The organism is Streptomyces sp. NPDC088910, assembly GCF_044749865.1.
Classification (GTDB): Bacteria; Actinomycetota; Actinomycetes; order Streptomycetales; family Streptomycetaceae; genus Actinacidiphila.
Genome location: NZ_JBIVIV010000004.1, coordinates 341,745 through 363,399 on the forward strand (window position 1 = coordinate 341,745; position 21,655 = coordinate 363,399).

The window sequence follows — 21,655 nt, forward strand, 5'->3', positions numbered from 1 at the left end:
ACGGATCAGGCCCCGGACCCGGTCTGCTGTTCCTGTGGCCGCCCCGCCTCGCGGGCGGCACGGCGCAGCCACAGCAGACCGGCCACGGGGAGGGCCAGCGGCAGGAAGAGGTAGCCGACCCCGAAGTCCGACCAGACGGTCGCGTCGGGGAAGGCCGAGGAGTCCACGACCGTCAGGGTGCCCACCGCGATCACACCGGCCAGCTCGGCCGAGCAGCACACCAGCGCCACCTTGCGGGCCGCCTCGCCGCCCTTCCACAGCGCGACGGTGATCACCGCGTAGACCACGCCAGCGACGCCCGACAGGACGTACGCCAGCGGTGCCTCGTGGTACTTGGTCGCGATCTGCACGATCGACCGGGACAGCGCCGCGACGGTGAAGACCGCGTAGAGCGAGAGCAGCAGCCGGCCGGGGCCCTGGCCGATCCGCGTCCCCGGCGCGTCCTCGGCCGCCTCGGCCGCGGTGCCGTCCCCCGTGTCCTTCATGCCGTCCGTGCCCTTCGTCAGCGTCTTCGTCCGTGCCCGTGCGCGTGTCGCGCGTGTGCCGTCAGCCATGGCCGGCTCCCCAGATCTCGTTGAGCCGCAGTTCGAGCACGGCCAGCACCACGCCGCCGGCCGCCACGATCGCCGAGCCCCAACGCGTCCGCTCGGCAAGGGACATGAAGGCCGCCGCCGGGATCGTCACGGCCGCGCCCAGCAGATACGGGAGGAAGACCGCCATCCCGTGCTGCGGCCGGTCGCCGCGGGCGAGCTGCACGATCGCGATCACGAGCTGCACCAGCGCGGCCGCGGTGACCACGGCCATCGCGATGAAGTGCCAGTCGTTGGTCGGCTGGTCACGGTACGCGGCGAAACCGCACCACGCCGCGAGCAGCAGCGCCGTGACCGAGACCGTGATGAGGACCGCGTCGAGCATGCGGCGACTCTATTACGGGGCGTGACGCCCGGATCTCCCACCCCTGCCCGCCCGGATCTCCCGTCCCCGCCCGCCCGGCCGCCCGCCGGGGCGGCCCCGTGAGTGTGTCCGCATAATGAACAATCGGACCGGATTTCGGAACGCGGCCACCCGTCTGGTTTACTGGAACGCATGACCACGACGAACAGCCGCAGCCGCGCGACCGAGGCGATCACGCCCGGTGTTCGTTGTGCGTGTCGAATGTGTGACTGACCGAGGGCCCACCTCCACGCCTCGCGCCCCGAAGCGAGTGCCCCGCGTCACGCACCGGCGCAGCGCCCAGAGCGCCGCCGAAATCCTTTGAGGCCCGCCGCCCTTTCCGGTGTGCCGCCGCGTGCCGCGTCCCGAGAAGAACGCCCCCGTGTGCGGTGGTACGTCCGCCGCGCGCTCGACCCCGATGGACGCTCCTGTGATCACCACCACCGACCTGAGAAAGGTCTACCGCTCGCGCGACCGTGAGGTCACCGCCCTGGACGGGGTGGACCTGCGGGTACGCGAAGGCGAGGTCTACGGCGTCGCCGGCCGCAGCGGCGCGGGCAAGAGCACCCTGATCCGCTGCGTGAACCTGCTGGAGCGCCCCACCTCCGGCACCGTCGAGGTGGCGGGCCGCGACCTGACCGCGCTGGCCGGACGCTCCGACCGCGCCCCCGCGGCCCTGCGCGCCGCCCGCGCCGGGATCGGCATGGTCTTCCAGCACTTCAATCTGCTCTCCTCGCGCACCGTGCAGGACAACGTCGAACTCCCGCTGGAGATCCTGGGGATCTCCGGCCGCCAGCGGGCCCGCAAGGCCGGTGAACTCCTCGACCTGGTCGGCCTGTCCGACAAGGCCCGCGCCTACCCCGCGCAGTTGTCCGGCGGCCAGAAGCAGCGCGTCGGCATCGCCCGCGCCCTGGCGGGCGACCCCAAGGTGCTGCTCTCCGACGAGGCCACCTCGGCACTCGACCCGGAGACCACCCGGTCCGTGCTGCGGCTGCTGCGCGACCTCAACCGGCAGCTCGGCCTGACCGTCCTGCTGATCACCCACGAGATGGACGTCGTCAAGCAGGTCTGCGACTCGGCGGCACTCATGAAAGGCGGACGCGTAGTGGAGTCAGGCACCGTGGCCGAACTGCTGGCCACCCCCGGTTCCGAACTGGCCGACGAGCTGTTCCCCGTGGACGGCGACGCGTCGGGCCCCGACCGTACGGTGGTCGACCTCACCTTCCACGGCGACAGCGCGACCCGGCCGGTGATCTCCCGGCTGGCGCGCACGTACAACGTGGACATCTCCATCCTCGGCGCGGCCATGGAGACCTACGACGGACGGCAGATCGGCCGGATGCGGATCGAGCTGCCGGGCCGCTTCGAGGACAACGTGGTGCCGATCGGCTACCTGCGCGAGCAGGGCCTGGACGTCGCCGTCGTCGCCGCCAAGGCCGAGCCGGTCGCGGCAGGAGACACGGCGGGGAACACGGCGGGGGAGAAGGCCCGGAACACGGTCGGGGAGACGGCGAAGTGACCTGGTCCGAGATGCACCCGCTGCTCACGCAGGCGGGTGGCGAGACGCTGCGCATGGTCGCCTGGGCCACGGTCATATCGGTGGCCGCGGGGCTGCCGATCGGTGTCCTGCTGGTCCTCACCGACCGGGGCGGCCTGCTGCGCTGTCTGCCCGTGAACCGCGTCCTCGGCGTCGTCGTGAACATCGGCAGGTCGCTGCCGTTCGTGATCCTGATGATCGCCCTGATGTCCTTCACCCGGGCGATCGTCGGCACCACCATCGGCTGGGAGGCGGCCGTCGTCCCGCTGGCCGTCGGCGCGATCCCGTTCTTCGCCCGGCTGGTCGAGACGGCGGTCCGCGAGGTGGACCACGGCCTGGTGGAGGCCGTCCAGGCGATGGGCGGCAGTACGTGGACGGTGGTCCGCAAGGTGCTGCTGCCGGAGTCGCTCGCCTCACTGATCGCCAGCGCCACCACCACCGTCATCGCGCTGATCGGCTACTCCGCGATGGCCGGGGTGGTCGGCGGCGGCGGGCTCGGCGACCTCGCGCTGCGCTACGGCTACCAGCGCTTCGAGACCGGCTTCATGTGGGTGATCGTCGCCGTGCTCGTCGTCGTGGTCACCCTCGTCCAGCTCGTCGGGGACTTCGCCGCCCGCACCGTCGCCCGCCGCGGCCGGTCCGGCGCGGCCCCCCGGCTGCGCCTGCTGCGCCCGGCGACAGCCTCCTGACCGCCCGACTCTCCCGTCCCGACCCGCTTCTGTCCCCCTGGCACCGCAGCGTCGCGGCGCCGTACCACCCAGCACGACCCGGATAAACCAGAAAGAGGCACTTTTCGTGCGAAAGAACACCACCATCACCGCCGCCGTCCTCGCCGCCGCCGCGCTCTCGCTCGGCCTCACCGCCTGCGGCTCCGACTCCGACTCCAAGGCGAGCGCCAAGGACACCAGCGGCCCGCTCGTGGTCGCGGCCAGCCCCACCCCGCACGCGCAGATCCTCGACTACGTCAAGGACCACCTGGCGAAGAAGGCCGGACTCGACCTCCAGGTCAAGGAGTTCTCCGACTACGTGCTGCCCAACACCGCCACCGAGCAGGGCGAGGTCGGCGCGAACTTCTTCCAGCACAAGCCCTACCTGGACGACTTCAACAAGAAGAACGGCACCCACATCGTGCCCGTCGTCAACGTCGAGCTGGAGCCGCTGGGCCTGTACTCCCACAAGATCACGTCGATCGGCGCGCTCAAGGACGGCGCGAGCGTCGCCGTACCGAACGACACGACGAACGAGGCACGCGCGCTCAAGCTGCTCGCCGACAACGGCCTGATCACCCTCAAGGCGGGCACCGACCAGACCGCGACCCCCGCCGACGTCACGGCCAACCCGAAGCACCTGAAGTTCAAGGAGCTGGAGGCCGCCCAGCTCCCGCGCTCCCTGGACGACGTGGACGCGGGCGTGATCAACGGCAACTACGCGATCCAGGCCGATCTCAGCCCGGCCAAGGACGCGCTGGCGCTGGAGAAGGCGGACGGGAACCCGTACGCCAACTTCCTGGCCGTCAAGAAGGGCAACGAGAACGACCCGCGCGTGAAGAAGCTCGCGGAACTGCTCAACTCGCCCGAGGTGAAGCAGTACATCGAGACGACCTTCAAGGGCTCGGTGATACCGGCCTTCGGCGCCCCGGCGGCCTGACCGCCGCGCACGGGCCCCGCTCCCCCCGAGGGCGCGGGGCCTCAGCCGTGCCGCACCCAGTACACGTCCGTCACGTACGGCATCTCGATCGCGCCGCTGCTGCGCGTCGCGTGGTGCGCCCCCAGCACCGCCTCCAACTCCGCGCGCACCCGCCCCTGGGCGGTCGCGTCGAGGACGGCGATATGGCTGGACGACATCATCCGGTCGACGATGTCCGCGACCGTCGTGGAGTGCGGATTGGGCCAGTGCCGCTCCTCGATCGCCCCCCAGCCGGGCCGCGACTCGAACGGCTTGCGCCAGGCCGCGTCGCCGAGGCCGGAGGACAGCGGCGGGCGGGGCAGATCGCGCGGCGCCAGCCGGAAGTAGATGTCCTGGAAGTCGCGCATCCACGGCTCCGAGGTGTCGAAGGTGTTCCACACCAGCGCCAGCGCGCCGCCCGGCCGCAGCAGCCGCTCCACCTCGGTCAGCGCGGCGGGCTCCTCGAACCAGTGCCAGGACTGCGCCGCCACCACGGCGTCCGCGCAGCCGTCGGGCAGCCCCGTCGTCTCCGCCGTCCCCGCGTTCACCGCGACCGCGGGCAGCAGCTCGGCGAGCCGCTCCCGCATCTCCTTCACCGGCTCCACCGCGAGCACCTCGGCCCCGGTCAGTGCCAGCAGACGGGTGAACTTGCCGGTGCCCGCGCCGAGATCGACCACGGTACGGCCCGCTTCCAGGGGCAACGCGTCCGCCAGCGCGGCGAGCGCGGCGAGCGGATAGGAGGGCCGGGAGCTCTCGTAGACCTCCGCTGCCCGTTGGTAGCCGACTCCTGCTGCGTGGTGCACTGTCACGCGGGCTGACGGTAGCAGGATCGGATGACGTTCACGGATACCCGCCCTGACCGGCATTCGCCCTACTCTGGAAGGGCGTTCGCCGCCGCGCACCCCACTCCCGCCCCGGCGACCCTGCCCGGCCCATGCCGTGCGGGATGCTGCATGCTGTGCAATCCACACATGCCCTGGTTACGGAGCAGCGAATGACGCCCACCTTTCCGGACATCTCCATCAGTACGGAGCGGCTGGTGCTGCGCGCGTACGAGGAGGCCGACATCCCCGCCCTGGCGGAGATGATGAACGACGAGCTGATCATCGCGTGGACCGGCGTACCGCAGCCGTATTCGCAGGACGACGCCCGCGCGTTCGTCACCAGGACCGCGCCCGCCGAGCGCGAGTCCGGCCGCGGCATCGTCCTGGCCGTCACCGAATTCCTCACCCAGCGGCTGGTCGGCACCGTCCACCTGCACAACACCGACTGGCGGATCCGCGGCAGCGAGGTGGGCTACCTCACCGCCGCCTGGGCGCGCGGCGAGGGATACGCCAGCGAATCGGTGCAGGCCGTCTGCCACTGGCTCTTCACCGACCAGCGCTTCGAACGGCTGGAGCTGCGCACCGCGGCCGACAACACCGCCTCCCAGCAGGTCGCGCAGAAGATCGGCTGCGTCAGCGAGGGCGTACTGCGCAACGCGGGCATCGTCCGCAGCCAGACCGAGGACGGCCGCTGGGCCGAGATCCGCACCGACCTGCTGGTGTGGAGCGTGCTGCCCGAGGACCTGGACGAGGGTCCGGGCCAGGCTTCCGGCGACGGCGGATACGACGCCCACGCCGACTTCAGCGCGTACGCCGACTGGCGCTGAGCCCTCCCGCCCACCGGCTCCGAGGACGCCGTGGCGGATACGTGCCCCCTCGCCTCGTCCCCGGGCACCCGGGCCCGGATAGTGTTCTCCCCCCGGGACCGGGGCGCGCCACGCCGCCGTGCCGTGACCTGGTCCGCAGCGATCCGCACAGCCATGGAGGCAGACGACGATGGCCGACCGGGTCACCGTGATCGGATGGGACGGCTCACCTCCGTCCGACGCGGCCCGCGCCGCACTGAACGCCGCCACCCTGGTCGCGGGCACCAAACACCATCTCGCGCTGTCGCACGTCCCCGAGCACGCCGAGCGGATCGTGCTGGGCAGCATCGAGATCGCCGCCCGCAGGATCGCCAAGCACCGCGGCAGCGCCGTCGTACTCGCCGACGGCGACCCCGGCTTCTTCGGCGTCGTCCGCGCGCTGCGGGCGCCGGAACACGGCCTGGAGATCGAGGTCATCCCCGGCGTCTCCGCCGTCGCCACCGCCTTCGCCCGCGCCGGAATGCCCTGGGACGACGCCCGCGTGGTCGTCGCGCACGGCCGCTCCCTGCGCCGCGCGGTCAACGTCTGCCGCGCCTACCCGAAGGTCGCCGTGCTCACCGCGCCCGGCGCGGGCCCGGTCGAACTCTCCCTGCTGCTCACCGGAGTCCACCGCACCTTCGTCATCTGCGAAGCGCTCGGCACCGAGCAGGAACAGGTGACAGTTCTCACCTCCGACAACGTCGCCGACCACATCTGGCGCGATCCGAACGTCGTCCTGGTCGTCGGCGGCACCACCTCCGCCGGTTCGGGAGCGGCCGGTCTCGGCGTACCGTCGGCGGAGCGCGGCGGCTGGATCGCCGGGCGCGACCCCGGATTTCCCGGCCCGGTCCGCGGCTGGGCGCTGCCCTCGTCCGAATACGGCGGCGACACCTCGGCGCATCTGCGCGCCTTCCAACTCGCCCGGCTCGGCCCGCGCACCGGCGACCTCGTGTGGGACATCGGCTCCGCGGACGGCGCCGTCGCCGTCGAGGCCGCGCGCTTCGGCGCCGCCGTCATCGCCGTCGACCGGGACGCCGACGCGTGCGACTGGATCACCGCCACCGGCCGCAGGGCCGGGGTCCAACTCCAGGTCGTACACGGCCCGGCGCCCCAGGTGCTGGACGACCTCCCGGAGCCCGACGCGGTACGGATCGGGTGCGTCGACGCCGAGGTGACCGCCGCCTGCGCGGCCCGCCGCCCGGAGCGGATCGTGACCGGCGCGACCACCCGCGACGAGGCCGAAGCGGTCAGCAGGGCACTGGAGGAAGGCGGTTACGAGGTGGAACGCGCTCTCCTGCAATCCGTCGAACTGGATTCCGAGTGGGCCGAGCGGGAACGCTCGGTGACCTTTGCCCTCTGCGGCACGCGCCGCTGATCTGTGCATGATCAAAAACGCCTGCGCAGAAGGCGTTTGCGCCGGTCGCGGACGTGTGTCGGGGCATCGTACGCGGGGCGTCCCGAGGTGCGGACCACCGGACGGGCCGCCGCGCCGAGCGGGGTAGGCTGGCGGATCGTTGTGCCGTCGTCGTGCGTTGACGGGTCGTCGAGAACCGCGGCGTCCGGCGCTCACGTGCCCGCTGCTCCGCACGCTCGTTCTCTTGCGTGAGGGGGTCGGGCCGCGCGCGGTGCAGCGCTGGAAGGAGCGAAACCGATGGGCGAGGGGCACGCATGACGGACACCGGTCGGATCCCCGGCGAGGGGCTGCCGGAGAACGCAGTCGGGGAAGCGGTTCGCCAGCCGCACTCCGAGCTTCCCGGCACTGCCGTACCGCAGCCGTCCGTCCCCGGCTGGGGCGCGGAACCGCTTCCCGACGAACAGGGCGCACCCGCGTACACCTACCTCGACCAGCCCGCCGCTCCCGGCGCGGGCATCGACGACGAGGACGACGTGCTGCTCATGCCGGGCCCGCAGGGGTCCTGGAGCGACCCGCAGCCGGTGCCGCCGCAGCCCGTACCGGCCCACGCCGACGCGCACGAGGCGGGCGGCCGGGACTCCGGCTCCATCGACTACGCGGCGGTGCTCGCGCCGCAGCCGCTCCCGCAGGGCCTGCCCCAGGACGTCCAGCAGGCCGCCCAGCAGGGCGGCGAGGCGCTGCCCCCGGCCGTGCCGCCCGTGGCCGAGGCCGCGACGCCCGCCGCGGGGAATCCGGCGCCCGGCTACGGCTTCGACACCGGTACCGAGCACGCGGCCCCGGCCGCCGAGTTCGCCGGCCCCGGCGACACGGGCGCGGTCCCGATGCCGTCTGCCGGTGTGCCGCAGCCGGCCGGCGCCCAGGCCGCCCAGACCGCCGCGCCGCGCCGCCCGCTGCACATGGGCCCGCCGATGCCCGACAGCATCGGCGGGGGCGTCTCCGTACGCTCCCTGGCCGACCGCGGGCCCGCGCACGCCCAGGCACCGGCGCAGACCCCGGTACGGGCCTCGGGCCCGCCGACCTCCGGCCCCGAATACCTCGACGTGCCGCAGGACGACACCTCCGGCATCCCGGCCCAGCAGACCGGCGAGGCCGCGGACCGGACTCCCGCCTCCGGTACGGCGGGCGCCGAGCAGGTCGGCGGCTGGCCCGCCGCCCCCGCCGCCTCCCAGCCGTCGCTGATCCCGCACGCCGACAGCGTCGTCCCGCCGCGGCCCGCCGACCCGTTGCGCGCGTTCCTCGCGCCCGATGACGCGCCGGAGGAGACCGCGGCTCCGGCCGCCGCCGCCCCGGTCGCCGCCGTCCCGGCCCAGGCCCCGGCGCCGGTGGCCGTCCCCGAACCCGCCGCGCAGCCCGAACCCGCCGCGCAGCCCGAACCCGCCGCGCAGCCCGAGGCCGTGGCGCAGCCCGTGGCCGTCGAGCCGGTCCGGCCCGTGGCGCCCGCTCAGCCCGCCGCAGCCGAGTACGCGCCCGCTCCCGACCAGCCCGCGCCCGCGGCCCCGGTCGAGCAGGAGGCGCCGCACGTCGCGCCCGAGGAGCAGCCGTCGGCGGCCGTACAGGCTCCGGCGCCGCTGCCCGAGGCCGTACCGGTGGAAGCGGCACCGGCCGAGGCCGCGCCCGTGGAAGCCGTACCCGTGGAGGCCGTCCGGCAGACGCCCGCCGAGGTGACGCCCGCGCCCGCCGCGGCCGAGCCGGTCGCCGTGCCGGAACCGGCGGACGTACCGGAACAGGCCGCTGCTCCGGCGCAGTCGGCCGAGACCGCGCCCGAGGCGACTCCCGAAGCCGAGGCCGCGCCCGTGGAGGCCGTACTCGAGGCCGTACCCGAGGCCGCCCCCGAGGCCGTCGTCGCGGAGCCGGTCGTCGCGGAGCCGGTCGTCGCGGAGCCCGTCGCACCCGAGCCGGTCGCCGCCGCTGTCGCCGAGGCCGAAGAGGCCCAGCCGCTGCCGGTCGCGGTCGTCCCGCAGCAGGGGCCCGCGGCGGAGGCGTACGAGCCCGCCGTCCGGGACGCCGTGCACCGGGTGATCCGCGAACGGCGAGACATCCGCAACGGCTTCCGCTCCGACCCGATCCCGCACGACGTGTTGCTGCGCGTCCTGGAGGCGGCGCACACCGCGCCCAGCGTCGGGCACTCGCAGCCGTGGGACTTCGTCGTCATCAGGTCGGCGAAGACCCGCGAGAAGATGCACGAACTGGCCATGCAGCAGCGGGAGGCGTACGCCAAGTCGCTCCCCAAGGGCCGGGCGCGGCAGTTCCGCGAGCTGAAGATCGAGGCGATCCTCGACACCCCGGTCAACATCGTGGTGACCGCCGACCCCACCCGCGGCGGCCGGCACACCCTCGGCCGCCACACGCAGCCGCAGATGGCGCCGTACTCCTCCGCGCTCGCCGTGGAGAACCTGTGGCTCGCCGCCCGCGCGGAAGGACTCGGCGTCGGCTGGGTCTCCTTCTTCGACGAGCGCCAGATGGTCACCGAGCTCGGCCTGCCCGAGCACCTGGAGGTCGTCGCCTACCTGTGCGTCGGGTACGTCGACGAATTCCCCGACGAGCCCGAGCTGATGCAGGCCGGGTGGTCGCAGCGCCGCCCGCTGTCGTGGGTCGTGCACGACGAGGAGTACGGCAACCGCGCGCTGCCCGGCGAGGAGCCGCACGACCTGCTGGAAGAGACGCTGCGCGGCATCCGCCCGCTGGACGCCAAGGCGCTCGGCGAGGCGTGGGAGCGGCAGAAGCGGATGACGAAACCGGCGGGCGCGCTGGGCATGCTGGAGATCATCTCCGCGCAGCTCAGCGGGCTTTCGCGGCAGTGCCCGCCGCCGATTCCCGAGCCCGCGGCCGTGGCGATCTTCGCCGGTGACCACGGGGTGCACGCCCAGGGCGTCACCGCGTGGCCGCAGGAGGTCACCGCGCAGATGGTGGCCAACTTCCTCGGCGGCGGCGCCGTCTGCAACGCCTTCGCCAACCAGGTCGGCGCCGAGGTCTGCGTCGTGGACGTCGGCGTCGCCTCCGAACTGCCCAGCACCCCGGGGCTGTTGCCGCGCAAGGTCCGCGCGGGCACCGCCGACTTCACCGCGGGGCCCGCGATGACCCGCGAAGAGGCGCTGCGCGCCATCGAGGTCGGCATCGAGACCGCCCGCGACCTCGTCGCCGCGGGCAACAAGGCGCTGCTCACCGGCGAGATGGGCATCGCGAACACCACGACGTCCGCCGCCCTCATCGCCGTCTACACCGGAGTCGACCCCGCCGAGGTCACCGGGCGCGGCACCGGCATCAACGACGAGATGCACGCCCGCAAGGTCGAGGTCGTCCGGCGCGCCCTCGACCTGCACCGGCCCGACCCCGGCGACCCCATCGGTGTCCTCACCGCCATCGGCGGTCTCGAACACGCCGCCATGGTCGGGCTCCTGCTCGGCGCCGCGGCCCTCCGTACCCCCGTCATCCTCGACGGCGTCAGCGCCGGTGCCGCCGCCTTGGTCGCTCGCGCCATCGCCCCCGAGGTGCTCGCCGCCTGCATCGCCGGGCACCGCAGCGCCGAGCCCGGGCATGTCGCCGCGCTCACCACGCTGGGGCTGCGGCCCCTCGTCGACCTCGACCTCCGCCTCGGCGAAGGCACCGGGGCCTTGCTCGCGCTGCCCCTGGTCCAGAGCGCGGCGCGCGTCATGCACGAAGTCGCCACCTTCGACGCGGCGGGCGTCACCGAGAAGGGGTAGCCCCCGCACGGGGTGCCCCCGCTTGAAGCTCAGGCCCTCCCCGGGCCCTGTTCCTCCTCCCCGCAGGGGGGTGCCGCTGACGGCTGCATGCACCCCGGCGGCGCGGTCGTGGCCCCAGGGGGTGCCGCCTGCTGTGGTGTGCACAGTCTCGCGGTGCGTCCTGGCCGAGCGTGCAATTCCCCGCGCCTCCAGGGGGTGCCGCCCGCTGTGGTGTGCACAGTCGCGGTGCGTCGTGGTCGGCCGCGCGGTTCCCCGCGCACCCCAAGAAGGACGGCTCACCCTTCTGCGGAAGAGGACGCGTCCCGGAGGGGCGCGGGGAACCGCGCGGCCGGGCACGGTGGGGCCGACCGGGCCCGGGGCCGAAACGTAGGATCGCCGCACGCAGTGGAAACCGTTGAGAAGGAGCCGGACCGCATGGATCGCAAGGACGCCCCGGCGTACCCCGTAGGGCTGCGCCTCGCCGGACGGCGCGTCGTGGTGGTCGGCGGTGGCCAGGTGGCGCAGCGGCGGCTTCCGGCGCTGGTGTCGGCGGGGGCGGACATCGTGGTGGTGTCGCCGACGGCGACGCCGTCGGTGGAGGCGATGGCCGACGCGGGCGAGCTGCGCTGGGAGCGGCGGCCGTACGAGGACGGGGACCTGGAGGGCGCCTGGTACGCCCTGGTGGCGAGCACCGACGCGGCGGCGAACGCGGCGGCGTCCGCGGAGGCGGAGGCCCGCCGGGTGTGGTGCGTGCGCAGCGACGACGCGGAGGCGGCCACGGCGTGGACGCCCGCGACGGGCCGTTCGGAGGGCGTGACGGTGGCGGTGCTGACCGGCAGGGACCCCCGGCGGTCGGCGGCGGTACGGGACGCGGTCGTCGAGGGGCTGCGGGACGGCACGCTGGTGGCGCCGCACCACCGGACGCGGACGGCGGGCGTGGCGCTGGTCGGCGGCGGCCCCGGCGACCCGGACCTGATCACGGTGCGCGGACGCCGCCTCCTGGCGGAGGCGGACGTGGTGATCGCCGACCGGCTCGGCCCGCGCGACCTGCTGGACGAACTGCCGCCGCACGTCGAGGTGATCGACGCGGCGAAGATCCCGTACGGCCGGGCGATGGCCCAGGAGGCCATCAACAGCGCGCTGATCGAGCACGCCAGGGCGGGCAAGGCCGTGGTCCGCCTCAAGGGCGGCGACCCGTACGTCTTCGGGCGCGGTATGGAGGAGGCCGAGGCGCTGGCCGCCGCCGGTGTCCCGGTCACCGTCGTACCCGGCATCTCCAGCTCCATCAGCGTGCCGGGCGCGGCCGGTATCCCGGTCACGCACCGGGGTGTGGCCCACGAGTTCACGGTGGTCAGCGGCCATGTCGCGCCCGACGACGCGCGCTCGCTGGTCGACTGGACGGCGCTGGCCCGGCTGCGCGGCACCCTCGTGCTGCTGATGGCGGTCGAGCGGATCGGCCCGATCGCGGCGACGCTGGTGGCGGGCGGCCGGTCCGCCGACACACCCGTGGCCGTGGTGCAGGAGGGCACGACGGCCGCGCAGCGCCGGGTGGACGCCACGCTGGCGACCGTCGCGGACGTCGTGGAAGCGGAAGGCGTACGTCCCCCCGCCGTGATCGTGATCGGCGACGTGGTCACCGTGGGCGGCGGCGTCGCACAGGGCCGTACCGGCCGGTGAACGGCTTGTGGATGCGCCGTTGGCAGGTGCCGGAGGACAGGGCAGTATCAGGCTGTGGCTGAGCTCATCACGATCGACGACCCCGACGACCCGCGCCTGCACGACTACACGTCGCTGACCGACGTGGACCTGCGGCGTCGTCGCGAACCCGCCGAAGGTCTCTTCATCGCCGAGGGCGAGAAGGTCATCAGGCGGGCCCGGCACGCCGGTTACCGCATGCGCTCGATGCTGCTGTCCGCCAAGTGGGTGGACGTCATGCGCGATGTCATCGACGAGGTGCCCGCTCCCGTCTACGCCGTCAGCCCCGACCTCGCGGAGCAGGTCACCGGCTACCACGTGCACCGGGGCGCCCTCGCCTCCATGCAGCGCAAGCCGCTGCCGACGGCCGAGGACCTGCTCGCCGCCGCCCCCGCCCAGGGCGCCGGACGCCGCGTCGCGATCTTCGAGGACATCGTCGACCACGCCAACCTCGGCGCCGCCTTCCGCAGCGCCGCCGCCCTCGGCGTGGACGCCGTCTTCCTCTCCCCGCGCTGCGCCGACCCCCTCTACCGGCGCGCCGTCAAGGTCTCCATGGGCGCCGTCCTCCAAGTCCCCTGGACCCGCCTGAGTTCCTGGCCCAAGGACATCGAACGCTTCCGCCAGCAGGGCTTCGTCACCGCGGCGCTCTGCCTCGCCGACAAGTCGATCACCATCAACGAGCTGGCCGCCCGCCGCTACCCCAAACTCGCCCTCATGCTCGGCACCGAGGGCGACGGCCTCTCCGTGGACGCCCTGCGCGCCGCCGACGAGTGGGTCAGCATCCCGATGGCCCCCGGCGTCGACTCCCTCAACGTCGCCGCCGCGTCGGCCGTCGCCTTCTACGCCACGAGGCTGTAGCCGCGCGGGGCGGCGGCCGGGGCCAGGTCTTCAGGCGCGCTGGGGGCACCTCCAGCGCGCCCACGGGCCCGCGTCCTCACGGGCGGGGCGGGAGCCCCACCAAAGAGGCCAGCGCCGCGCGGTGGTACCCCGGTGTGCCGAGGGCGATCTCGTCCGCCTTGGCGCGCTTGAGGTAGAGGTGGAGCGGATGCTCCCACGTCATGCCGATGCCGCCGTGCAGTTGAAGGGCCTCTTCCGCGGCGTGGACGGCCGTGGCGGCGACGTACGACTGCGCGACGGACACGGCGACGGCGGTGTCGGGCGCGCCGGTGGCCAGGGCGTCGGCGGCTGAGCGGGCGGCGGCGCGGGCCGAGACGACCTCGAGCCAGAGGTCGGCGAGCCGGTGCTTGAGCGACTGGAAGGACCCCACCACGCGCCCGAACTGGTGGCGCTCACCGAGGTAGCGGACGGTCTCGTCCAGGCACCACTGGGCGATGCCGAGCTGTTCCGAGGCGAGCAGCCCGGCGCCGGTGAGCAGGGCGCGGTCCAGCGCGGCGGCCGGGTCTGCGGCGGGCAGGAGACGCCCGGCGGCGCCGGAGAGCTCCAGATCGGCGAGCGGCCGGGTGAGGTCGAGGGAGACCGGCCGTACGGTACGGACGTCGGCCGCCGCGACCTCGTAGAGCCCCGGGCCTTCCGGGCCGACGGCGGGGACGACGAGCACGTCCGCGACGAGGGCTTCCACGACGCTGGTGACACGGCCGGTCAGCAGACCGCCCGCGTCGGCGCGTACCGCTGTGGGGAAGGCGCCACCGGGAGCGGCGGACAGCGGGACGGCCAGCGCCGCCGTGGCCGTGCCTGCGGCGAGGCGGCCGAGCAGCGCCGCCGTCCCCGCGTCCTCGGTGTCGCAGCCGAGCAGCGCGGTGGTGGCGAGGACGGCGCTGCCGAGGAAGGGCGTGGGCGCGGCGCCGCCGCCCAGGACTTCGAGGACGACGGCGGCCTCCCGCGCGGTGGCGCCCTGGCCGCCGAGCTTCTCCGGCACCAGCAGCCCGGCGAGGCCGAGTTCGGCGGCGAGCACCCGCCACAGCGCCGGGTCGTACGGTGTGTCGGTCTCGATCGCGGCCAGCACGGCCGTCGGCGGGCAGCGGTCGGCGAGGACGTCGCGCACGGCGGCCCGCAGGTCGTCCTCGACCTCGGAGTAGAGGAGGTCGGCGGGGCCGGGGGAGGGGGCGGAGGCGGCGGTCATCGGGGGAGGTCCTTCCAGGCGGCGTCCTTGTCGGTGCGGGGCTCGGAGGGCAGGCCGAGGACCCGCTCGGCGACGATGTTGCGCAGGATCTCGGAGGTGCCGCCCTCGATCGAGTTCCCCTTGGCCCGCAGATAGCGGTAGCCCGCGTCGCGGCCGTAGAAGTCGACACTGCGCGGCCTGACCATCGTCCAGTCGCCGTAGCGCAGGCCGTCCTCGCCGAGGAGTTCCACCTCAAGGCCGCTGATCTGCTGGTTGAGCCGGGCGAAGGCCAGCTTGAGCCCGGAGCCCTCGGGGCCCGGCGCGCCGGACACGAGCTGCTGGCGGACCCGCTCGGCGGTGAGCCGCGCGACCTCCGCGTCCACCCACAGCCGCATCAGCCGGTCGTGCAGCTCCGGCGTCCGCAGCTCGGGCCGCTCGCGCCAGGTCGCGGCGACGGGGCCCATCATGCCGCCCTCACGCGGCAGGCTCTGCCCGCCGATCGCCACCCGCTCGTTCATGAGCGTGGTCTGCGCGACCCGCCAGCCGTCGCCGACCTCGCCGAGCCGGTGCGCGTCGGGAATCCGCACCCCGCTGAGGAACACCTCGTTGAACTCGGCCTCCCCGGTGATCTGCCGCAGCGGACGCACCTCGACGCCGGGGTCGGTCATGTCGCACACGAAGTACGTGATCCCTCGGTGCTTGGGCACATCCGGGTCGGTACGGGCGATGAGGATCGCCCAGCGCGCGGTGTGGGCGCTCGACGTCCAGACCTTCTGGCCGTCCACGACCCACTCGTCGCCGTCGCGGACCGCCCGCGTCCGCAGCCCGGCCAGGTCCGAGCCCGCGCCCGGTTCGCTGAAGAGCTGGCACCACACCTCCTCGCCGGTCCACAGCGGTCGCAGAAAGCGGGACTTCTGCTCCTCGGTGCCGTACCGCAGGATGGTCGGCGCCGCCATGCCGAGCCCGATGCCGATCCGCCGGGGATCGTTGTCCGGTGCCCCGGCCGCCGTCAGCTCCGCGTCCACCGCCGCCTGCGCCGCCCTCGGCGCGCCCAGGCCCCCGAGGCCCTCGGGGAAGTGCACCCACGCCAGCCCCGCGTCGAACCGCGCCCGCAGGAACTCCAGCGGCTCCGTCCGCCCCGGCTCCCACGCCGCCAGCAGCGCTCTTGCCCGCAGGCGCAGCTCCTCCTCGCCGAGGCCGTCCTTCGCGGTGGTGGTCGTCATACGCCGCGTCCTTCCGATCGCCCGAGCCTACTAAGCAAGCGCTTGGAAACCTAGCCGAAGTCCGCCCACCCACGCCAGCCCCCCTGCGGGGGAGGCTTCACGAGTACGGACGCCCGCGCGAGTGCCACATCCAGTCCCGGAGACAGCCCCGCCCCGCCGTGGCGCCCGCGCCGTTCCCCGCGCCCCGACGTGGGCTGGTCGCGCAGTTCCCCGCGCCCCTTCGGGGCTCGTACCTGCCGTCCTTCACCCGCGCCCCGGCGTGGGCTGGTCGCGCAGTTCCCCGCGCCCCTCAAAAGCCCGCCCCACCCGGCGTCCGCACTGGGGCCCCGTAGGGGCGCGGGGAACTGCGCGACGAGCCACGGCTGGCCGGGACTGTCCGCACGGCCGAAAGTGGCACCCAACCGGGGGAACGGCGCGATCGGCCGTGACGGAAGCCGACATCGGGCCGCCCGGGCGGCAGCCCTAGGGGCCTGAATCCCCGGCGGAAGCCGAGACGGTGACCATGGGCGGGACGCCGAGTCCACGGGAGAGCCGGTGGCACCCCTGGGCGGCGGCGATGATGACGGCCGCGAGAAGGGTGACGATGACGAAGACGAAGACGCGCTGGCGCAACAGGCGCCGCTTCGGGCTGGCACCGGGACGCCGCCCGGTCGGCGTCCGGGCGGCGGGGGTGCGGGTCCCGGAGGACCGGGGGCCGGGCGGCCGAGGCGGCGGCGTACGCGACCCGGAGCGCCCCCCGGACGTGCCGGCGCCGCCCTGCCCCCCGGCACCGGCCCCGGTACCGTGCGGCCCCTGGCCACCGCCCGTACGGCTGCCCCGGCCGGGCGCGGTACCGGGACCCGTACGCCCGTTGGTCGGCCCGCCGGCCGGCCGCCGTTCGGTGTGCTGCTGCGCGTACTCCTCGGCCCTGCGGCCGGTCGGCCGCTCCGGGCGCGGCCCGGCCGCCTTCGGCAGCCCCTCGCGGCGCGGCGCGCCGATCCCGCGGGCCTCGCGGGCGGCGATCTCGGCGAGCCGTTCCGAGAGCTGCACGGTGCTCGGCCGCTCCTCGGGGTCCTTGGCCAGGCACGCGTAGACCAGCGGCGCGAGCGCGTCGGGCACGCCGGTCAGATCCGGCTCCTCGTGCACCACGCGGTACAGCATGACCTCGGAACTGCCCTGCCCGAAGGGCGAGTCGGCGGTCGCCGCGTACGCCAGGGTGGCGCCGAAGGCGAAGACGTCGGTGGCCGGGGTGACCGCGGCGCCGCGCACCTGCTCGGGCGCGAGGAAGCCGGGCGAGCCGACCGCCGTACCGACGTGCGTCAACGTGCTGGCCCCGGTCGCCCAGGCGATGCCGAAGTCGATGATCCGCGGGCCCTTGGGGGACAGCAGGATGTTCGACGGCTTGAGGTCGCGGTGCACGACCCCGGCCTCGTGCACGGCGACCAGCCCCTCGGCGAGGGCCGCGCCGATCGTGGCGACCTCGGCGGCGGGCAGGGTGCCGCCCTCGGCGACCTTGTCGTGCAGGGACGGCCCCGGCACGTACTGGGTGGCGAACCACGGGCGTTCGGCCTCGAGGTCGGCCGCCACCAGCCGGGCCGTGCAGCCGCCGCGGATCCGCCGGGCGGCGGACACCTCACGGGCGAACCGCGAGCGGAACTCCTGATCCTCCGCCAGCTCGGGCCTGATGACCTTCAGCGCGACGCGCTGCCCGCGCTTGTCCGCGCCGAGGTAGACCACGCCCATGCCGCCCGCCCCGAGCCGCCGGTGCAACCGGAACGCGCCGACGACCCGCGGATCCTCGCGCCGGAGCCGCATCATCGCCATGTCCGTCCGTCCCCTGCCTCCGGTGGGGGAGGCCCCACTCCACTGAACTGACCGGCCGCTGGGCCGGCCGCCCACAGCTTACGGACTCAAGTCCCCCCGCGCGCTGATGCCCCGCAGGCGCGCGGGCGCTAATTGTCAGTGCCCGGTGGGATCCTTGAGAGGTGGGAGCGCGCCCGTCCGACGGGTGGTCAGCACCGCGCCCGCTTCGCCAACGGACCGTCTGCCAAGGGGGAATGACGCCGTGAAAGGTGATCGTGTGGAGATAGTCGTCGACGCGGGGGACACCACCCGCACCTATGAGGTCATCGCCACCCGGGCGGGCCGCAGAGTGGAGACGGCGGTGCGCCGAGGTGTCGTGGAAGTGAGTGAAGTCACCCGCAATGGGACGGTGGTCCGCACCGCCCGCTTCATGTCCACCAGGGTTCTCGCCCTGGTGGAGCAGCCGGTACCGCGCGAGGTCGAGCAGGCGGGCTGAGCGCCGCCCCGCCACCGCACCGTCGCCCGACCCCGTCACCGCCCTGTCACCCGCCCGCTACCGACGCGGTCCCGGACCCCTCCTCAGGAAAAGCCGCCCCTCCGGCCCGGTGTCCCCTCCGGGATACCCCTGGTGACCTAGGTCGCCTCCTCCACCCAGGGGAGTATCCGGGCCGCTCGCCGTCATCCTCCGGGAGGCCGGTAAAGGGGTACGAGGGCATGACGACCGGCCGCCGTCGCGCCCTTAATGTTGAGGTCAAGCGGCGGGCGAAGCACTCGTCCCCCGAGGTCAAACGTCCGCCGCCCCAAATCTGACAACAGAAGATCTGACCACACCACACCTCTGGAGAGGGCCATGGCGAACACGGTGGAACGCACCGCGCGTGCCGTGCGCGGCGGCAGGGCGCTGATCGTCGGCGCCCGTCCGACCGGCACCCGGCATCCGCTGGTGGCGGCGGCCATGGTGCTGCCGCTGGCAGCGCTGCTCGCCTACTTCTTCGGTGGAGTGGACGCGGTGGTCACACAAGCGTCGTCCGTAGCCGGCCTGATGGGGCGCTGACACAACGCCCCAGGCCCGGAAGAGCGGTCCGGGCCGGGGACATACCGGTGAACCCCGTGGGGACGGGGGTACGGCGGACGACTGCGTTTGCCCGGGTATCGCGAGATACCCGGGCATTGCGCTTTTCCGGGGCCAGTTGACCCCGATCCCGACGACGGAGGCGGTCCTCCCGCGACCGAGGGGACCCGCACCGCCGAGGGACCCGCACGACCGAGTGGACCCGCACAGCCGAGTGGACCCGCACGACCGAGGGCCGGAAGCTCAATCGCTTCCGGCCCTCGGTGTCCTGCGCGTGGACGATACTGGGATTGAACCAGTGACCCCTTCCGTGTCAGGGAAGTGCTCTCCCGCTGAGCTAATCGTCCTCGGTCGTGCGGGTGACGCGGATGGTGCTGATGACGCGTGCGCGATACTGGGATTGAACCAGTGACCTCTTCCGTGTCAGGGAAGCGCTCTCCCGCTGAGCTAATCGCGCGGGATCTTTCTCCAGGACCCTGTGGGGTCCAGTGGACGATACTGGGATTGAACCAGTGACCTCTTCCGTGTCAGGGAAGCGCTCTCCCGCTGAGCTAATCGTCCTTGGAGGTGGAGACGGGATTTGAACCCGTGTAGACGGCTTTGCAGGCCGTTGCCTCGCCTCTCGGCCACTCCACCAACACAGCGGGGGTTCGGGAAGATCCCCCACGTCGAGCGGACGACGAGATTCGAACTCGCGACCCTCACCTTGGCAAGGTGATGCTCTACCAACTGAGCCACGTCCGCAGGCGCCGTAGCTCCGGGGCACTCTCGTGTCCCGGCGACGTGGTGAACTCTAGCGGATTCCCGGTCAAGCTCAAAAACTGGTTTCCGCAGCGTGCCGGGCCAATGACGGGCGCATGACCGGCGGAGCACCGCGACGGCGCCCCGCCTAGACTCGGCTCCACCTGCCGCCGAGCACCGGTTCGGCCCTCTCGTCGTCCACTCGCCGTCCACCAGGGAAGCCCCGTGCGTGACCTCGCCCCCATGGCCCGCTTCGGCGGCCTCGTCGCCTCCGACCTGCGGGATGTCACCGCGGACCTGAGCGCGCTCGACTCCACGGGCTTCTGGGCGGTCGCCGCCGACTTTGAGGGCCGTACGATCTGCGCCCGCTTCGGCGACGTACGCCGCGACCCCGCCCGTTCCGCACCCCGGACCCGCCCCTGGCGCGGCCCCGACCCCGCCGCGTGGACCTCCTCGCTGGACCGGGCGGCCTATGTGGCCGGGGTGCGCGCGATCCGCGAGCGCATCGCGGCCGGCGAGGTCTACCAGGTCAACCTCTGCCGGGTCCTGACCGCGCCGCTGCCCGAGGCGGAGAGCCGGGGCGGGTACGGCGGCCCGGACATCGACGCGCTGTCCGCGGTCCTGGCCCGCGGCAACCCGGCCCCGTATGCCGGAACGATTCGGCTGCCCGCGCACGGCGTCGAGATCGCCACCGCCTCGCCCGAGTTGTTCCTGCGGCGCGACGGCGCGACGGTCGAGTCGGGGCCGATCAAGGGCACCGCGCGGACCGCGGACGAGCTGCTGCCCAAGGACCACGCGGAGAACGTCATGATCGTCGACCTGGTGCGCAACGACCTCGGCCAGGTCTGCGCCACCGGCTCGGTGACCGTGCCCGCGCTGTGCGCGATCGAGCCGCACCCCGGCCTGGTGCACCTGGTCTCCACCGTCCGCGGCGAGCTGCGCCCCGACGCCGGATGGCCGGAGCTGTTCGCCGCCGCCTTCCCGCCCGGCTCGGTCACCGGCGCGCCCAAGTCGAGCGCGCTGCGGGTGCTCGGCGAGCTGGAGACCGCCCCGCGCGGCCCGTACTGCGGCGGGATCGGCTGGGTCGACGCCGACCGGCGGACCGGTGAACTGGCCGTCGGCATCCGGACGTTCTGGATCGACAGGACGGGCCCCGGCGCCCCTCTGCTGCGCTTCGGCACCGGCGCCGGGATCACCTGGGGTTCGGATCCGGAAGGCGAGTGGGCCGAGACCGAATTGAAGGCGGCCAGGCTGCTGGCGGTAGCGTCGGGAGTCCAGGAGACAAGCGGAGGGATGCTTCGGTGAAGATCTGGGTGGACGGCGGACTGCGGGACACCGCGGACGCCACCGTGTCGGTGTTCGACCACGGACTGACGGTCGGCGACGGCGTGTTCGAGACGCTCAAGGCCGTCGAGGGCCGGCCCTTCGCGGTCACCCGCCACCTGGAGCGGCTCGCCAGGTCCGCCCGCGGCCTCGGCCTGCCGGAGCCCGACCAGGACGAGGTGCGCCGCGCCTGCGACGCCGTGCTCGCCGCGAACCCGATGCCGCTCGGACGGCTGCGGATCACGTACACCGGCGGCCCGTCGCCGCTCGGCTCCGACCGCGGCGACGCGGGCACCACCCTGGTCGTGGCGCTCGGCGAGGCGTCCGTACGCCCCGACACCACCGCCGTCGTCACCGTCCCGTGGGCGCGCAACGAGAAGGGCGCGCTGTCCGGGCTCAAGACCACCTCCTACGGGGAGAACGTCGTCGCTCTCGCGCGGGCGCACGAACACGGCGCCAGCGAGGCGCTGTTCGCCAACACCCGGGGCAGGCTCTGCGAGGGCACCGGGTCCAATGTCTTCGTCGTCCTCGACGGCCGGCTGCTGACCCCGCCGCTGGCGTCCGGCTGCCTTGCCGGGATCACCCGCGAGCTGGTGATCGACTGGACCGGCGCGCAGGAGACCGACCTGCCGCTCGACGTCCTCGACCGGGCGGAGGAGATCTTCCTGACCTCGTCGCTGCGCGATGTGCAGGGCGTGCACCGGACGGACGACCGTCGGCTCTCCGCCGCTCCGGGGCCCGTCACGGCCAAGGCCATGCGGATCTTCGCCGAGCGCGCGGCGGCCGATCCGAACCCGTAGGTCCCCCAAGTCCCGGCACGGCGGCCGCCGGGCGCGGTAGAACGTCACCCGGCACCCCATGC

Annotated in this window: 18 protein-coding genes and 5 tRNA genes; 12 read left to right on the top strand and 11 right to left on the bottom strand. The window is 73.8% G+C overall.

What is annotated here, in order from left to right; translation table 11 throughout:
- Positions 1-5: 5 nt before the first annotated feature.
- Together ACIP4Z_RS12315 and ACIP4Z_RS12320 are read right to left on the bottom strand one after the other, a co-directional pair.
- Positions 6-554 carry a hypothetical protein gene (locus ACIP4Z_RS12315; RefSeq protein ID WP_401307014.1) on the bottom strand — a complete coding sequence of 183 codons (549 nt, stop codon included), beginning with the start codon at positions 552-554 and terminating at the stop codon, positions 6-8.
- Positions 547-915 (bottom strand): hypothetical protein, encoded by a 369-nt coding sequence (locus ACIP4Z_RS12320; RefSeq protein ID WP_401307017.1) that lies wholly within the window; start codon positions 913-915, stop codon positions 547-549. The genes ACIP4Z_RS12315 and ACIP4Z_RS12320 overlap by 8 nt, the downstream gene beginning before the upstream one ends.
- Before the next feature lie 448 nt (positions 916-1,363).
- Between ACIP4Z_RS12320 and ACIP4Z_RS12325 the strand changes: the two genes are divergently transcribed.
- The 3 genes from ACIP4Z_RS12325 (at position 1,364) to ACIP4Z_RS12335 (ending at position 4,117) form a co-directional block, all read left to right on the top strand.
- Positions 1,364-2,452 carry a methionine ABC transporter ATP-binding protein gene (locus ACIP4Z_RS12325; RefSeq protein WP_401307019.1) on the top strand — a complete coding sequence of 363 codons (1,089 nt, stop codon included), beginning with the start codon at positions 1,364-1,366 and terminating at the stop codon, positions 2,450-2,452.
- Complete coding sequence (locus tag ACIP4Z_RS12330; RefSeq protein ID WP_355332624.1) at positions 2,449-3,159, top strand: methionine ABC transporter permease; 711 nt, start codon at positions 2,449-2,451, stop codon at positions 3,157-3,159. Before ACIP4Z_RS12325 ends, ACIP4Z_RS12330 begins: the two co-directional genes overlap by 4 nt.
- 106 nt (positions 3,160-3,265) lie before the next feature.
- The gene (locus ACIP4Z_RS12335) at positions 3,266-4,117 is read left to right on the top strand and encodes a MetQ/NlpA family ABC transporter substrate-binding protein (RefSeq protein WP_391126216.1); all 852 of its coding nucleotides are present in this window, start codon (positions 3,266-3,268) and stop codon (positions 4,115-4,117) included.
- Positions 4,118-4,158: 41 nt separating this feature from the next.
- Here the strand turns inward: ACIP4Z_RS12335 and ACIP4Z_RS12340 are convergent, their stop codons facing one another.
- Positions 4,159-4,944: a methyltransferase domain-containing protein gene (locus ACIP4Z_RS12340; protein ID WP_391126213.1), complete on the bottom strand. Its 786-nt coding sequence runs from the start codon at positions 4,942-4,944 to the stop codon at positions 4,159-4,161.
- A gap of 185 nt (positions 4,945-5,129) precedes the next feature.
- Here ACIP4Z_RS12340 and ACIP4Z_RS12345 point away from each other — a divergent pair, with 185 nt between their 5' ends.
- From ACIP4Z_RS12345 to ACIP4Z_RS12365, 5 genes are all read left to right on the top strand, one after another.
- On the top strand, positions 5,130-5,786 hold the full coding sequence (locus tag ACIP4Z_RS12345; protein ID WP_401307025.1) for a GNAT family N-acetyltransferase: 657 nt from the start codon (positions 5,130-5,132) through the stop codon (positions 5,784-5,786).
- A 169-nt stretch (positions 5,787-5,955) separates the two neighbouring features.
- Positions 5,956-7,179, top strand: a complete 1,224-nt coding sequence (gene cbiE / locus ACIP4Z_RS12350) for a precorrin-6y C5,15-methyltransferase (decarboxylating) subunit CbiE (protein ID WP_401307028.1) — start codon at positions 5,956-5,958, stop codon at positions 7,177-7,179.
- A 293-nt stretch (positions 7,180-7,472) separates the two neighbouring features.
- Positions 7,473-10,919 (top strand): nicotinate-nucleotide--dimethylbenzimidazole phosphoribosyltransferase, encoded by a 3,447-nt coding sequence (gene cobT / locus ACIP4Z_RS12355; protein WP_401307031.1) that lies wholly within the window; start codon positions 7,473-7,475, stop codon positions 10,917-10,919.
- A 414-nt stretch (positions 10,920-11,333) separates the two neighbouring features.
- Positions 11,334-12,575, top strand: coding sequence for a uroporphyrinogen-III C-methyltransferase (gene cobA, locus ACIP4Z_RS12360; RefSeq protein ID WP_355332608.1), 1,242 nt, complete (start codon positions 11,334-11,336; stop codon positions 12,573-12,575).
- A 54-nt stretch (positions 12,576-12,629) separates the two neighbouring features.
- Positions 12,630-13,451, top strand: coding sequence for an RNA methyltransferase (locus tag ACIP4Z_RS12365; RefSeq protein ID WP_355332605.1), 822 nt, complete (start codon positions 12,630-12,632; stop codon positions 13,449-13,451).
- A gap of 76 nt (positions 13,452-13,527) precedes the next feature.
- Here the strand turns inward: ACIP4Z_RS12365 and ACIP4Z_RS12370 are convergent, their stop codons facing one another.
- The 3 genes from ACIP4Z_RS12370 to ACIP4Z_RS12380 all read right to left on the bottom strand — a co-directional run bounded on the left by ACIP4Z_RS12370 (position 13,528) and on the right by ACIP4Z_RS12380 (position 17,678).
- Entirely contained in the window at positions 13,528-14,673 is a 1,146-nt protein-coding gene (locus ACIP4Z_RS12370; RefSeq protein WP_401307036.1) for an acyl-CoA dehydrogenase family protein, read from the bottom strand.
- Positions 14,670-15,875, bottom strand: coding sequence for an acyl-CoA dehydrogenase family protein (locus ACIP4Z_RS12375; protein ID WP_401307039.1), 1,206 nt, complete (start codon positions 15,873-15,875; stop codon positions 14,670-14,672). The genes ACIP4Z_RS12370 and ACIP4Z_RS12375 overlap by 4 nt, the downstream gene beginning before the upstream one ends.
- A 462-nt stretch (positions 15,876-16,337) precedes the next feature.
- Positions 16,338-17,678 carry a serine/threonine-protein kinase gene (locus ACIP4Z_RS12380; RefSeq protein ID WP_401307042.1) on the bottom strand — a complete coding sequence of 447 codons (1,341 nt, stop codon included), beginning with the start codon at positions 17,676-17,678 and terminating at the stop codon, positions 16,338-16,340.
- Positions 17,679-17,919: 241 nt separating this feature from the next.
- On the opposite strand from ACIP4Z_RS12380, the gene ACIP4Z_RS12385 reads away from it, so the two are divergent.
- The gene (locus ACIP4Z_RS12385; protein WP_188285447.1) at positions 17,920-18,153 is read left to right on the top strand and encodes a hypothetical protein; all 234 of its coding nucleotides are present in this window, start codon (positions 17,920-17,922) and stop codon (positions 18,151-18,153) included.
- A gap of 354 nt (positions 18,154-18,507) precedes the next feature.
- Positions 18,508-18,711: a hypothetical protein gene (locus tag ACIP4Z_RS12390; protein WP_355332595.1), complete on the top strand. Its 204-nt coding sequence runs from the start codon at positions 18,508-18,510 to the stop codon at positions 18,709-18,711.
- A 293-nt stretch (positions 18,712-19,004) separates the two neighbouring features.
- On the opposite strand, the gene ACIP4Z_RS12395 is transcribed toward ACIP4Z_RS12390, so the two are convergent.
- The 5 genes from ACIP4Z_RS12395 to ACIP4Z_RS12415 all read right to left on the bottom strand — a co-directional run bounded on the left by ACIP4Z_RS12395 (position 19,005) and on the right by ACIP4Z_RS12415 (position 19,473).
- Positions 19,005-19,076, bottom strand: a tRNA-Val gene (locus tag ACIP4Z_RS12395).
- A 38-nt stretch (positions 19,077-19,114) separates the two neighbouring features.
- A tRNA-Val gene (locus ACIP4Z_RS12400) sits at positions 19,115-19,186 on the bottom strand.
- A 32-nt stretch (positions 19,187-19,218) separates the two neighbouring features.
- Positions 19,219-19,290: transfer RNA gene (locus ACIP4Z_RS12405), tRNA-Val, on the bottom strand.
- 1 nt (position 19,291) lies between these two features.
- Positions 19,292-19,365, bottom strand: a tRNA-Cys gene (locus tag ACIP4Z_RS12410).
- Between the two features lie 35 nt (positions 19,366-19,400).
- A tRNA-Gly gene (locus ACIP4Z_RS12415) sits at positions 19,401-19,473 on the bottom strand.
- Positions 19,474-19,695: 222 nt separating this feature from the next.
- On the opposite strand from ACIP4Z_RS12415, the gene ACIP4Z_RS12420 reads away from it, so the two are divergent.
- Both ACIP4Z_RS12420 and ACIP4Z_RS12425 read left to right on the top strand, forming a co-directional pair.
- Positions 19,696-20,775 carry a chorismate-binding protein gene (locus ACIP4Z_RS12420; RefSeq protein WP_401307046.1) on the top strand — a complete coding sequence of 360 codons (1,080 nt, stop codon included), beginning with the start codon at positions 19,696-19,698 and terminating at the stop codon, positions 20,773-20,775.
- Positions 20,772-21,593 (top strand): aminodeoxychorismate lyase, encoded by an 822-nt coding sequence (locus tag ACIP4Z_RS12425; protein ID WP_355332590.1) that lies wholly within the window; start codon positions 20,772-20,774, stop codon positions 21,591-21,593. Before ACIP4Z_RS12420 ends, ACIP4Z_RS12425 begins: the two co-directional genes overlap by 4 nt.
- Positions 21,594-21,655 lie beyond the last annotated feature (62 nt).